The sequence below is a fragment of the Synechococcus sp. WH 8109 genome (assembly GCF_000161795.2).
GTDB lineage: Bacteria > Cyanobacteriota > Cyanobacteriia > PCC-6307 > Cyanobiaceae > Parasynechococcus.
In genome coordinates this window covers 1,595,009-1,606,618 of the sequence record NZ_CP006882.1, presented here as the reverse complement: position 1 = coordinate 1,606,618, position 11,610 = coordinate 1,595,009, and the positions used below count along the sequence as shown (strand labels likewise).

Genomic DNA, 11,610 nt, shown 5'->3' with positions numbered 1-11,610 from the left:
CCTTCCATGCTTGAGCCCACTGAGATCCCCAAGAGACGCCTGCCCAAATATGGGTTCCACACCCATACCGAGCGGCTGAATGGACGTCTGGCCATGCTTGGCTTCATCGCCCTGATGGCGGTGGAGATCAAGCTTGGCCACGGTCTGCTGATCTGGTGACCCAGGCTCTGCTGGGTCGCAGCGCGGCCGAGCTGCAGGACTGGGCCGTCGCCCAGGGGCAAAAGCCTTTCCGCGGCCGCCAGCTCCATGACTGGATCTATGCCAAGGGGGCTCGATCCCTGGCCGACATCACGGTCTTCCCCAAGACCTGGCGTGCCGCCTTGTTGGAGGGCGGCATTGATGTGGGCCGGCTGAAGGAAGTGCATCGTTCGGTGGCCACGGATGCCACAACCAAATTGCTGCTCTCCACCGAGGACGGCGAAACCATTGAAACCGTCGGGATTCCCACCGACCAACGGCTCACCGTCTGTGTGTCCAGCCAGGTGGGTTGTCCCATGGCCTGCCGCTTCTGCGCCACCGGCAAAGGGGGGCTGCAGCGTTCACTTCAGACCCACGAAATTGTGGATCAGGTGCTGAGTGTGCGTGAGGCGATGGATCGCCGTCCCTCCCACATCGTGTTCATGGGCATGGGCGAGCCCCTGCTCAACAGCAGTGCTGTGCTGGAGGCGATCCGCTGCCTCAATGATGACCTCGGCATCGGCCAACGGCGCATCACCGTTAGCACGGTGGGTGTTCCGAAAACCTTGCCGCAACTTGCGGAACTGGCCATGCAGCGGCTGGGCCGCGCCCAGTTCACCCTGGCGGTGAGTCTCCATGCCCCCAACCAGCGTCTGCGCGAGGAGCTCATTCCCACAGCCCATGCCTACCCCTATGACGCTTTGCTCGAGGATTGCCGTCACTATCTGGATGTGACCGGTCGGCGGGTGAGTTTTGAGTACATCCTTCTCGGTGAACTCAACGATCAGCCCGAGCACGCCGCAGAGCTGGCGGATCGCGTTGGCGGTTTCCAGAGCCACGTGAACCTGATCGCCTACAACCCGATCGAGGAGGAGGAGTTCAAACGACCAACCCCGCAGCGGATCGAGGTGTTTCGTCGCGTTTTGGAACGACGTGGTGTTGCCGTGAGCCTCAGGGCCAGCCGGGGTCTCGATCAAAATGCGGCCTGCGGTCAGCTCCGGCGTCAGCAGATGGCCCCCAACTCCTCCGGCAGCTGAAGGGTGGGCTGATGGCCTTTGCCTCAGCAGACTGCTGAGGCAAAGGGTCTGCGCATGACAGCGATCGATTGGCTGCTTCTCGCTGCTTACCTCGTTCTCACCCTGGTGTTGGGGTTGTGGCTGGCCCGTCGCAACAGCGGCGAGGCGGATTATTTCGTGGCAGGCCGCCGTCTCAACGGTTGGTTGGCCGGCGCCTCGATGGCGGCCACCACCTTCTCCATCGATACGCCGCTCTACGTCGCCGGCCTGGTGGGTGCCCGCGGCCTGGCGGGCAACTGGGAGTGGTGGAGCTTTGGTTTGGCCCACGTGGCCATGGCCGTTGTCTTCGCACCCCTCTGGCGCCGCAGCGGTGTGCTCACGGACGCCGCCTTCACCGAGCTGCGCTACGGCGGAGCGGCGGCGGCTTGGTTGCGCGGCATCAAGGCTTTTCTGCTGGCAGTTCCGGTGAACTGCATCGGCATCGGCTATGCCTTCCTTGCCCTCCGCAAGGTGGTGGAAGCGCTGGGGCTGGTGTCGGGGCAACCCGCTGCACTGGGACTGACGGACACGGTCTGGCTCTTGATGGTCGTGGCCCTGCTTGTGATGAGTTACACCGTGGCCGGTGGGCTCTGGGCCGTCGTGGTTACCGATCTGGTCCAGCTTGTGCTGGCCTTGGCAGGCGCCCTGGCCGTGGCCGCGGCTGCCCTCCATGCCTCAGGAGGGATGACAGCGCTGTTGGAGCAACTGCAGGCGCTGCAGCGGCCGGAGCTGCTGTCTCTGGTGCCCTGGACCTGGGATGACTCCGGCTTCCGCTGGTTGCAGGGCAGTGGCATCAGCATCCCGATGTTCACGGCCTACATCGCTGTGCAGTGGTGGAGTTTCCGCCGCAGTGATGGGGGTGGCGAGTTCATTCAGCGCATGCTGGCCACCCGCGATGAGCAGCAGGCGCGGCTGGCGGGGTGGGTGTTTCTGGTGGTGAATTACCTGGTGCGCAGCTGGCTCTGGATCGTGGTCGCGTTGGCGGCCCTAGTGCTGTTGCCGGCCGGAGCTGATCTTGAGCTCGGCTATCCCGCCCTGGCCGTGCAACTGCTGCCCCCGGTGGCGCTCGGCCTGGTGGTGATCTCTCTGGTGGCGGCGTTCATGAGCACCGTGAGCACTTCGGTGAACTGGGGAGCCAGCTACCTCACCCACGACCTCTATCAGCGCTTTGTTCGCCCCTCCGCTGGTCCGCGGGAGCTGTTGCTGGTGGGACAACTCACCACGGTTTTGCTGCTCGTTCTTGGGGTGATCACCGCTTTGATCAGCGACAGCATCGGCACGGTGTTTCGGCTGGTGATCGCGATCGGGTCAGGCCCCGGTGTGGTTCTGGTGCTGCGCTGGTTCTGGTGGCGCGTGAACGCCGCGGCGGAGCTGTCGGCGATGCTCTGCGGGTTCTTCATTGGGTTGTTCACCTCGGTGGTGCCCCTGGTTCGGATTGAGGATTACGGGGTTCGCATTGCGGTGATCACCGGCCTCTCCGCTGTGGTCTGGTTGGCGGTGATGCTTTGCACACCGCCGGAATCGGACGCTGTTTTGGAGCGGTTTGTGCGGACGGTGCGTCCTCCGGGCCCCGGTTGGTCACGCCTGCGCCAGCGCTTCGGCGTCATGCCGATGGAGTCGTTGCCCGCCATGCTGCGGCGCTTCGTGCTGGCCTGTGGTGTGTTGTTTGGCGGCCTGCTCGGCACCGGAGGCTTCCTGTTGCATCAACAGTGGAGTGGCTGGATTGGTCTGTCGGTGCTGATCCTTTCGATCTGGCAGCTGCGGCGGCGTGTCGCTGCCGTGCCCTCTTGAGCAGAATGGCGCCTTGATTGGCGTATTCCGGTGTCGTTTTTTCGTTCCACCCTTCTGCCGGCTCTGATTGTTCTTCTGTTTGTCCTGGCGTTGTTCGCTGTGAGTGCCCGCATCTGGCTTCCCGGTGACATGCTGGCTCCAGCTCCCATGGGTTGAGCCCTGGAATGGCTCCCGTAGCATCCCCGCATGACTGACGACCGCAGCCAACAGAAGGACCAGGGGCTGTCCAGCCTTTCTGTGGATCCTGATCTGCTGGCGCGTGAGCTGGCGGCGGAAGACGACGTTGATCCGCTTGATGCGATCCAGCTCGATGACGCCGAGCAGGATTCCTCTCTGAAGATTGCCCGGGCCTGTGACCAGGGTTTGGTCTGGTTGCGTGGCAACCATGGAGAACGGCTGCAGGGCCTGCAGGTGTTCTGTGAACACCGTGATCCCCGGTCGATTGCCCTGCTGCTGCCCTTGCTCCAGAACTCCTGTCCGGTGGAGCGGATGAGTGCTGTTTACGCCTTGGGCCGCAATCCATCGCCGCCGGCTGTTGAGCCGTTGTTGCAGCTGCTGCAGCTCGATGCCAATGCCTACGTCCGCAAGGCTGCGGCCTGGAGCCTGGGCAACTTCCCCGATGCTCCGGTGCTCAATCCGTTGATCCGGGCGCTGCAGACGGATGTCGCAGCAGTGCGCCTCTGGTGTCCAGGTTCCCTGGCGGAGGCCGGCAGCCGTTCCCCGGTCAAGGCCGACCCCGCGGCGGGGCAATTGCTGGTGAGTTTGCGCATCGATAGTGAAGCGGTGGTGCGCAGCAACTGCATCTGGGCTTTGGGCCGTTTGATGGATCAGCTGGTGCAGCCGCGGCAAGCTGAGATCGTTGAGGCTTTGGTGAGTGCCCTGCTCCATGACGGAGAGATCTCCGTGCGCGATGAGGCCAGAACCGCCCTCGAGCAGCTGGAGGATCCGCTGGTGCTGGAACGCCTGCAGGCGTTGATCAACGACGGTTTCATCCTGTAACTGAGCTGTGTAACGAGAAAGGCAACATTCGGGGGAGACCCCCACTAGGCTGCTGCGCAAATCACGTTTCTCGATGCCCCAAAAGACCATTCGCTTCACCATCCGGCCTGATGGCCGTGTGGAAGAGCAGGTCGAGGGTGTTGCAGGGGAAGCGTGCCAGCAGCTCACTGAAGAAGTGGAAGCTGCTCTTGGAACGGTTGAACGTCAGGAGTCCACATCCGAAGCGTTTCTGCAGCCTGAGGTCCAGTCCCAGTCTCTTCCCGCTCATTTGAACTGATGTCGCATTTCAGCACCGTCAAAACCGAACTGCGTCAGCTGGAGCCATTGGTGAAAGCCCTGGAAGACATGGGCTATGCACCTGATCAGGGTGAGCGTCCCGTGCGCGGCTACCGCGGTCAGACCGTCACCGCTGACCTGGCCATCGCCGTGCAGGAGGGTGGTGATATCGGCTTCCGCTGGAACAGCACATCGGAGTCCTATGAGCTGGTCACCGACCTCGATCTGTGGAAGCAACAGATCCCCGTGGAACGTTTTCTCTCCAAACTCACTCAGCGCTACGCCCTGAACACGGTTCTGGCTGCCACCACCAAGGAAGGATTTCAGGTTGCCGAGCAGACCCAAACCGAGGATGGCTCGATCGAACTCGTGGTGACCCGCTGGGACGCCTGAATCCTGGCTGATCCTTCGTCTCACGCCTTTTCTGCCCCTGCTCGGCCGCAAGAACAGGCCACCGGGAGGGAACCCCTGCTCGGGGGTGACATGCGCGATCAGGCTGTCTGGGTGGATGAAGCGGTTTGTATCGGTTGCCGCTACTGCGCCCACGTGGCCGCCAACACCTTTGTTGTAGAGCCCCAGCTGGGACGCTCAAGGGCCATCCGACAGGACGGTGACTCCACCGAGTGCATTCAGGAGGCCATCGACACCTGTCCTGTGGATTGCATTCACTGGGTTCCCTTTGAATCGTTGGAAACGCTGCGGCAAAACCTGATTCACCAGAATCTGCAACCGCGTCCCCAGGGTTGATGGCGCTCCCCACCCGCCGATTCGGCCGCACGGAGCTTGAAATCCCCCTGTTGTCTCTCGGGGGAATGCGCTTTCAGCAGAGCTGGACCGACCTTCCTGCCGATCAGATCACGTCTGCGTCGCAGACCCAGCTCGAGGCGACCCTGAAGCGCGCGGTAGATCTGGGCTTTCACCACGTGGAAACGGCGCGGCACTACGGCAGCTCCGAGCGTCAGCTGGGTTGGGCCCTCCCGCGCACACCCGACCCTTCCCGTCTGCTGCAGAGCAAGGTGCCTCCCCGGCCCGATCCCGCCGCCTTCGAGGCGGAGCTGGAGCTCAGTTTTGAGCGGTTGGGCTGTGATCGCCTGGATTTACTGGCCATCCATGGCATCAACCTGCCGGAGCATCTCGAGCAGACCCTTCAGCCCGGGGGTTGCATGGAGGTGGTGCGCCGCTGGCAGGCGAAGGGCCGCATTGGTCATGTGGGCTTCTCCACCCATGGCCCCACAGCCTTGATCGCAGAGGCCTGCGACTCCGGTGCCTTCGATTACGTGAATCTGCACTGGTATTACATCCGCCAGGACAACGGTCCCGCTTTGGATGCGGCCCGCCGTCAGGACATGGGGGTGTTCATCATCAGTCCCACCGACAAAGGCGGTCATCTGCACACCCCATCTCAACGGCTGTTGGAGCTGTGTTCACCGCTGCATCCCATCGTCTTCAACGACCTGTTCTGTCTCCAGGATCCGCGGGTTCATACCATCAGCGTGGGAGCGGCCCGGCCGGAGGATCTCGAGCTTCACCTTGAGGCGTTGCGCCTGCTGCCGGAGGCAGCGTCCTTGATTGCTCCTGTGGATCAGCGGCTTCGGCAAGCGGCCGATGAATCATTGGGTCATGACTGGATGGCTTCCTGGTCCGTCGGGCTGCCGCCTTGGCATGCGACGCCCGGGGAGATCAACCTGCCGGTGTTGCTTTGGTTGTACAACCTGCTGGAGGCATGGGATCTCGAGAGTTACGCCAAGGCCCGCTATGGGTTGTTGGGCTCCGGCGGCCACTGGTTTTCCGGGGCCAATGCCGATGGCTTTGATAGGGAGGTCAGTGCCGAAGAGCTGCAGAGCGTGCTGCAGGAGAGCCCATGGCGTGAGCGCATCCCAGAGATTCTGCGTAGCCTCAAGCAGCGGCTCAAGGGCGAATCCCAGATGCGCTTGTCGAGTGTCTGAGCGTTCGTCTTAGTTCCCAAGAGGGTCCCGGCTGGGCGTTCCCACGGCCCTTGGGTAGCTGCGGGGGCAGGGGGCGTTCGGTTGCACCCGCAGAAGGTGACGCGTGCCGCGATCACCGGGCAGTTGTCGGTGCTGCACCTCGATCAGACGGGCTTTCAGCAGGCGCAGGGCCCTGTTCAACGGCACGGCATCGCTGTCAGTCCACTGGCCCCGATACAGCAGGGCCAGGCCGTCGCTTTTCAGCAAGGGCACGAGGTATTCGGCCACCACAGGAGCGGCTGCTACAGCCCGGGCCACGGCCCGATCGAAGCTGCCGCGGAAGTGGCGATCGCGCCCTGTTGTTTCGATCCGCTCGGTGCGGACCCGCACCCGATCGGCAAGTCCCAGGCTGCTGGCCATGGCCTCCACGGCGGCGGTCTTGCGCCCGACGGAATCCAGCAGGGTTACCTGTGCCTGGGGAAGGGCAATAGCGATGGCGAGGCCGGGGAAGCCTCCCCCGGTTCCCACATCAATCCAGTTCTGCGGCTCGTCCGCTGACTGGAGTTCCCCCGCCAGCGGCCAGAGGCTGTCGAAGACCTGACCAATCCAGAAATCGTCGCCGTTTACCAGGCGCGTCAGGTTGACCCGTTCATTCCAGCTATGCAGCAGGCCCTGAAGCTCCACCAGCTGGTCGCGCTGCGCCCGCGATGGCTGCCATCCCAGGGCGTCCCAGAACGCCGGTTCAGGCGCGGTGGCGGCCATGGCTGCAGCAACAACTCTTCTTAGGATGAAGGACCGACCGTCCCCTGTGTCCGAAGCCCGCCCCAGCCATCACGAACGGCTTGGCGTGCGTCCCGGGGTTGACGCTGAAACCTTGCGCCAGGCTTTTCGACGCCAGTCCAAGGCCTTGCATCCCGACACCACGCAACTGCCGCCGGAGCAGGCCAGCATTGCTTTTCAGCAGCTCAAGGAGTCCTACGACGTTCTGTTGCGCCAGAGCCAAGCAACCCTCAGTCTTGGCGCCCAGGCGCCGTCATCGCCCTCGCCCCTGCAGCGTCAGTCCCGCCCGGATGCCTGGCAGGGCATTGGTCAACGGAGGCCCCTCTCCGGTGGCGAATGGTTCTCGCTGGTGCTGTTGACCATCGCGCTGTTGCTCAGCCTGGTGCTGGGGTTGGGGGTGGCTCTTGCCCAGGGTCGCGATTGGCAGGTGTCGCCGAGTTGGCTGGCGGATGAGCAGACTCAGAACACATCCGTGCGTTCGCAATTTGATGGCCGCCCTGCCCCCGGAGAGCACCCCGCTGAATCAGCACTCTCTCCCGGCGCTTGAGGCCTGGCTCCAGCAGCTGGGTGCCGTCCGCATGGACGACACCCCCTGCCAGTGGATGCTCGAGCGTTCTGAATGGAGAGCACTGTTGCTGCTGGAACGGGAGGACCTCAAAGTGATCTGGCACCCGGGTTCCCTGGAGGCGATGGTGCAGTGTTCGCTGCCCTATGGCCTCTCCAGGGCCGATGTCGAGGCGGCGATTCAGGCGGGGCCCTGAGGCCACAAGCTTCAGAGCTGATCGAGGGCCTTTTCCAGCACCGAATAGCAGCGTTCCAGCTGGGCATCGCTGATGCAGAGCGGTGGCAGCAGATAGACCACCTGGCCCAGGGGGCGGAGGAAGACGCCGTTTTCCATTGCCAGCCGTTTCAGCTTCGGCCCCGCCGGGTTGAGGTAGCCCGAGCTCCCCTCCACAACGAGGTCGAAGCCGGCCACCGTCCCCGTCAGCCGGGGATGTTGCACCTTCCGATGGCGCGCCAACCGTTCGAGGTGCGGACGATGCCGTTGTTCGAACTGTTGAAAGGCAGCGGGGTTACGCTCCAGCAGGTCGAGGCTGGCGTTGGCCGCGGCGCAGCCCAGCGGATTGGCCGTGAAGCTGTGGCCGTGCCAGAGGGTCAGGCAGGGGTCGTCACCGACGAAGGCTTCGAACACAGCTTCGCTGGCCATGGTCACTCCCATCGGCAGACATCCACCCGTCAAGCCTTTGGACAGCGCCATCAGATCAGGCCGGATGCCCGCCCGCCGGCTGGCGAACCAGTCGCCGCAGCGTCCGAAGCCGGTGAGCACTTCATCGGCGATCAGCAGTGCTCCCGCCTGGCGGGTGCGTGTCTCCACCTGTCGCAGAAATTCGGGCCGCACCATGGCCATGCCGCCGGCCCCCTGCAGCAGCGGCTCGAGGATCACCGCCGCTGTCGGTGTCTCCAGCACGCGTTCGAGCACCTCGAGTGCCGCCGATTCCTTGGCCTCCACGGCATCGTCGTCCCACCAGGTGGTCGGCCAGGGAACCCGGGCGACGGGAAAGAGCTTGTCTTCGAAGGGGGCGCTGAACAGGTTGCGTTCGCCAACGGCCATCGCTCCGAAGGTGTCGCCGTGGTAAGCCCCGTCGAAAGCGACGATCTGATAGCGCGGTTGGCCCCGGTTGGCCCACCACTGGCAGGCGATCTTGAGCGCTACTTCCACCGCAGTGGAGCCGTTGTCGGAGAAGAACAGCCGTTGCAGGCCGCAGAGGCCGCTCAGGCGTACGGCCAGCTGTTCCGCAGGCTCATGGGTGAAGTCGGCAAAAATCACCTGCTCGAGGCGGGCGGCCTGATCGGCGATGGCCTTGGCCAACACCGGATGGGCATGGCCGTGCAGGGTGACCCACCAGCTGCTGATGGCATCGATCAGCGGCTCCCCCTGTTCACGGATCAGCAGGGCACCCTCTCCGGACACCACCCGTTGGGAGTTGGCTGCGCTGGCCATCTGGGTGAAGGGTGGCCACAGATTCGGATGGCGGATTGACCCCATGGCAGCAGCGGCAGCTTTTGTCATATTGAATCTCGAGCTGTTGGAGATGCCCCGGATGGCTGCCCCACGCACCCGTCGTCAATCCAAGCGTTTTGTTCCCACCACGCGGCCTGAGCCGTCAGCCAAGCGAAGTCTTGTTGTTGCTGAGGGCGACTGGCAATCGATTCGCAGTGATCTCGAGCTGCGGGGTTGGTCATCGTCCCAGCTGGAGGTGATCCAGGCTGAACTCAGTCACGGCTGGCCGTTGCGGGTCGCCGTGCGCCATGCCGCGATGCGTCTGGGCACCTGCCCCACTGGTTCTAAGGCCCTGGGCTGAGTGGTCAGCGGCAGACGTCACTGTTCTTTTCCGCCTCTGTGGCGATGGCGCTGCAGTTGACCCAGCGCACCAGCCGCATCTCGATGTCGGTGAACAGCACCAGAATCCCAACGCAGAGTGCTGAAACAGCCAGGGTTGCGAGTGTTTGACGTGAAGTCACGGGGACGAGCGCTTCAACACTTCTCGGAATGTAGTGGTGAGATTCTGCTCGTGCCAAAGCCGCTCCAGAACCGTTGCTGAGAGGGAGGCCTGGGGGAAGAGCTGCGCCAGAACGGGGACGTCACCGAACTGCTTGAGGGTCCCCGGGTTGTCGGCGTGGCGGGGGCCGTTGAGGATCAGTCCCAAGACTTTGAGATTCCGCCGTCTCAGCGCTTCCAGGCTGAGCAGGGTGTGGTTAAGGGTACCCAGTCCACTGCGGGCCACTAGAACGATGGGCAACTGCCACTCCACCAGTTGATCGATCTGGAGCCAGTTGCGGGTGAGGGGCACCATCAACCCTCCAGCTGTCTCGACCACCAGGGATCCCTGATGCTGGGGAATGGCGAGTTGGACTGGGTCGAGTGGCGTGTCGTCCAGTTCGGCGGCCCAGTGGGGGGAGACCGGCTCTCGGAAGGCATAGGCCTCGGGCAGCATCCGTTCCGGCGGGAGGTTCAACAGCTGCCGCACCCGCTCGCGGTCACCGCCGCCCTCCAGTCCGCTCTGCACCGGTTTCCAGTAGCTGGCCTGAAGCCCCTGCACGAGCCACGCGCTCACCACGGTTTTGCCGACGTCCGTGTCGGTTCCGCATACCACCAGGCGACTGACGCTGCCGTTCATCGCTTCACCATCAGGACCCACATCCTCCAGGTCAGGGCGAACCCGGTTGATGCATCGGCTTGGGGCCAAGCCCGGAATATGGCCTTCCATTGTCCTGGGGAGAGCTGGCCCCCGTTGGTGACGGAGGCGCCGATGTTGCTCATCGGTCGCAGCAGCCGCAGTGGATTGCCGGCGTTTTGGGTGAAGCTCAGGCACTCGTCCCGTTGCACCGCGCCATCCGGCAAGGCTGCCATCAGTTGCTCCCGCACCGGCATGGACAAGGCCGTGCAGGTTTGATTCGCTGCCCGGGCGGCGTGCTGCCATTGCGGAAAACTTCCAGCCACCGGCACCGCCAGGGCCAGCCAGCCCCCCTTCGGCAGTGCATCCACCCAACGCCGAAGCTGCTGGGCTGGATCCGGCAACCAATGCAAAACAAAGCTGGAGGCCAGCAGTTGCGGTGGCTCACTCCAGTCCGGTAACCCGTGGCTCAGGTCATGCCGCAGGGTGTGTGTTCCATAGGGGTGGCTGTTCAACATGGCGGCACTTCCGTCAAGGCGGATCACCTGCTGCCCTGGATGAGCGACTTCCAGGGCTGCGGCCAGATGACCGGTGCCGCTGCCCAGGTCAGCCCACAGGCCGCGCCGGATGGAGTAGCGACGGCTCAGTTGGGCCAGGCGCCAGGCCATAGCCCGTTGCAGCAACGCTTCGCCTGCGTAGGTCGGTGCTGCGCGACTGAAGCGTTCCAGCACCTCGTCGGGGCGAATCACAGGGCTTCCAGCCATTGCAGCACCACCGAGAGCACCGTTGGTGTGATCAGTGCGTGGCCCCAATTCGGATCCCGATGCAGGGTCAGCGGCTGCGCTCCGAGGTCATCGATCAGCTGCTGCGCCGATGCGGCGTGCACCACAGCGTCCTGTTCGCCCTGCACCACCAGCACTGGCACCGCTTCAGGCCAGCCTTTTGGCAGGCTCTGGCAGCGCGCCAGAAGCTCCAGATCCTGCTGCAGCCGCTGGCGCCCCAGGCTCGTCAAACCCTGCAGCAGGGGGGCTGGGGGCAGGGCGCTGCGGGCATTGGGTGAAGCGGCTTTGTCGAGGAAGCGTTCGAGCATCGTCTGTTCCTGGTCGGTGCCCAGAGCCGCCTGCATCCCCTTCAGAGCCACCGCCACCGCCCGCCCTGCCCGTCCTTGGGGCACGAAGGCCCTGAAGCTGCCCAGCAGCACTACCGCATCGGCCTGCGCCAGAACAGCTGCCGGCAGCAGGTGCAGCCCCAGGGAGTGGGCGATCAACAGATTGTGTCCTGGGCCGGGGGGCCATGCCGGAGCAACGGCCTCACCGCCGTCGTAGCCCCGGTCCGCGCTGGACCATTTCGCTCCACCATCTTCAAAACGTTGACGCCAGTGGGACCAGGTGCCGGCCTGGCCAGCCCAACCATGCATCGCCAGGACCTGCA

The 11,610-nt window shown here is 64.0% G+C and carries 18 protein-coding genes; 12 read left to right on the top strand and 6 right to left on the bottom strand.

Translation table 11 applies throughout. The features are described from left to right. Positions 1 to 6 precede the first annotated feature (6 nt). From Syncc8109_RS08750 to Syncc8109_RS08715, 9 genes are all read left to right on the top strand, one after another. Entirely contained in the window at positions 7 to 159 is a 153-nt protein-coding gene (locus Syncc8109_RS08750; RefSeq protein WP_006850847.1) for a hypothetical protein, read from the top strand. Beyond that, positions 156 to 1,214, top strand: coding sequence for a 23S rRNA (adenine(2503)-C(2))-methyltransferase RlmN (gene rlmN, locus Syncc8109_RS08745; RefSeq protein WP_006851575.1), 1,059 nt, complete (start codon positions 156 to 158; stop codon positions 1,212 to 1,214). The genes Syncc8109_RS08750 and rlmN overlap by 4 nt, the downstream gene beginning before the upstream one ends. Before the next feature lie 54 nt (positions 1,215 to 1,268). Beyond that, positions 1,269 to 3,023, top strand: a complete 1,755-nt coding sequence (locus Syncc8109_RS08740; protein ID WP_025362473.1) for a sodium:solute symporter family protein — start codon at positions 1,269 to 1,271, stop codon at positions 3,021 to 3,023. 30 nt (positions 3,024 to 3,053) lie between these two features. Continuing rightward, positions 3,054 to 3,179, top strand: a complete 126-nt coding sequence (locus Syncc8109_RS13095) for a hypothetical protein (protein ID WP_006850786.1) — start codon at positions 3,054 to 3,056, stop codon at positions 3,177 to 3,179. A 30-nt stretch (positions 3,180 to 3,209) separates the two neighbouring features. Then, positions 3,210 to 4,022: a HEAT repeat domain-containing protein gene (locus Syncc8109_RS08735; protein ID WP_006851253.1), complete on the top strand. Its 813-nt coding sequence runs from the start codon at positions 3,210 to 3,212 to the stop codon at positions 4,020 to 4,022. A gap of 73 nt (positions 4,023 to 4,095) precedes the next feature. Further along, a complete protein-coding gene (locus tag Syncc8109_RS08730; protein ID WP_025362472.1) occupies positions 4,096 to 4,299 on the top strand; it encodes a DUF2997 domain-containing protein in 204 nt (67 codons plus the stop codon). Continuing rightward, entirely contained in the window at positions 4,299 to 4,691 is a 393-nt protein-coding gene (locus Syncc8109_RS08725; RefSeq protein WP_006851551.1) for a DUF1257 domain-containing protein, read from the top strand. The genes Syncc8109_RS08730 and Syncc8109_RS08725 overlap by 1 nt, the downstream gene beginning before the upstream one ends. Positions 4,692 to 4,694: 3 nt before the next feature. After that, positions 4,695 to 5,045 carry a ferredoxin gene (locus Syncc8109_RS08720; RefSeq protein WP_232202495.1) on the top strand — a complete coding sequence of 117 codons (351 nt, stop codon included), beginning with the start codon at positions 4,695 to 4,697 and terminating at the stop codon, positions 5,043 to 5,045. Continuing rightward, the gene (locus tag Syncc8109_RS08715; RefSeq protein WP_045172790.1) at positions 5,045 to 6,244 is read left to right on the top strand and encodes an aldo/keto reductase; all 1,200 of its coding nucleotides are present in this window, start codon (positions 5,045 to 5,047) and stop codon (positions 6,242 to 6,244) included. Before Syncc8109_RS08720 ends, Syncc8109_RS08715 begins: the two co-directional genes overlap by 1 nt. Before the next feature lie 9 nt (positions 6,245 to 6,253). On the opposite strand, the gene rsmG is transcribed toward Syncc8109_RS08715, so the two are convergent. Then, positions 6,254 to 6,985: a 16S rRNA (guanine(527)-N(7))-methyltransferase RsmG gene (gene rsmG, locus Syncc8109_RS08710; protein ID WP_006851776.1), complete on the bottom strand. Its 732-nt coding sequence runs from the start codon at positions 6,983 to 6,985 to the stop codon at positions 6,254 to 6,256. 25 nt (positions 6,986 to 7,010) lie between these two features. Between rsmG and Syncc8109_RS08705 the strand changes: the two genes are divergently transcribed. Both Syncc8109_RS08705 and Syncc8109_RS08700 read left to right on the top strand, forming a co-directional pair. Further along, a complete protein-coding gene (locus Syncc8109_RS08705) occupies positions 7,011 to 7,550 on the top strand; it encodes a DnaJ domain-containing protein (protein WP_006849994.1) in 540 nt (179 codons plus the stop codon). Further along, positions 7,492 to 7,764 (top strand): DUF3143 domain-containing protein, encoded by a 273-nt coding sequence (locus Syncc8109_RS08700; protein WP_025362470.1) that lies wholly within the window; start codon positions 7,492 to 7,494, stop codon positions 7,762 to 7,764. The genes Syncc8109_RS08705 and Syncc8109_RS08700 overlap by 59 nt, the downstream gene beginning before the upstream one ends. 11 nt (positions 7,765 to 7,775) lie before the next feature. Here Syncc8109_RS08700 and bioA read toward each other — a convergent pair whose 3' ends face one another. Then, positions 7,776 to 9,074, bottom strand: a complete 1,299-nt coding sequence (gene bioA, locus Syncc8109_RS08695; RefSeq protein ID WP_006851475.1) for an adenosylmethionine--8-amino-7-oxononanoate transaminase — start codon at positions 9,072 to 9,074, stop codon at positions 7,776 to 7,778. On the opposite strand from bioA, the gene Syncc8109_RS08690 reads away from it, so the two are divergent. Further along, positions 9,049 to 9,366, top strand: a complete 318-nt coding sequence (locus tag Syncc8109_RS08690; protein ID WP_232202406.1) for a hypothetical protein — start codon at positions 9,049 to 9,051, stop codon at positions 9,364 to 9,366. The genes bioA and Syncc8109_RS08690 overlap by 26 nt on opposite strands. 4 nt (positions 9,367 to 9,370) lie before the next feature. Here Syncc8109_RS08690 and Syncc8109_RS12660 read toward each other — a convergent pair whose 3' ends face one another. The 4 genes from Syncc8109_RS12660 to Syncc8109_RS08675 are packed head-to-tail and all read right to left on the bottom strand — an operon-like array spanning position 9,371 to position 11,596. Then, the gene (locus tag Syncc8109_RS12660) at positions 9,371 to 9,526 is read right to left on the bottom strand and encodes a hypothetical protein (RefSeq protein WP_006851889.1); all 156 of its coding nucleotides are present in this window, start codon (positions 9,524 to 9,526) and stop codon (positions 9,371 to 9,373) included. After that, on the bottom strand, positions 9,523 to 10,182 hold the full coding sequence (gene bioD / locus Syncc8109_RS08685; RefSeq protein WP_025362469.1) for a dethiobiotin synthase: 660 nt from the start codon (positions 10,180 to 10,182) through the stop codon (positions 9,523 to 9,525). The genes Syncc8109_RS12660 and bioD overlap by 4 nt, the downstream gene beginning before the upstream one ends. Further along, positions 10,179 to 10,943, bottom strand: coding sequence for a methyltransferase (locus tag Syncc8109_RS08680; protein ID WP_025362468.1), 765 nt, complete (start codon positions 10,941 to 10,943; stop codon positions 10,179 to 10,181). Before Syncc8109_RS08680 ends, bioD begins: the two co-directional genes overlap by 4 nt. After that, a complete protein-coding gene (locus tag Syncc8109_RS08675) occupies positions 10,925 to 11,596 on the bottom strand; it encodes a serine aminopeptidase domain-containing protein (protein ID WP_198015254.1) in 672 nt (223 codons plus the stop codon). The genes Syncc8109_RS08680 and Syncc8109_RS08675 overlap by 19 nt, the downstream gene beginning before the upstream one ends. Between the last annotated feature and the right edge of the window lie 14 nt (positions 11,597 to 11,610).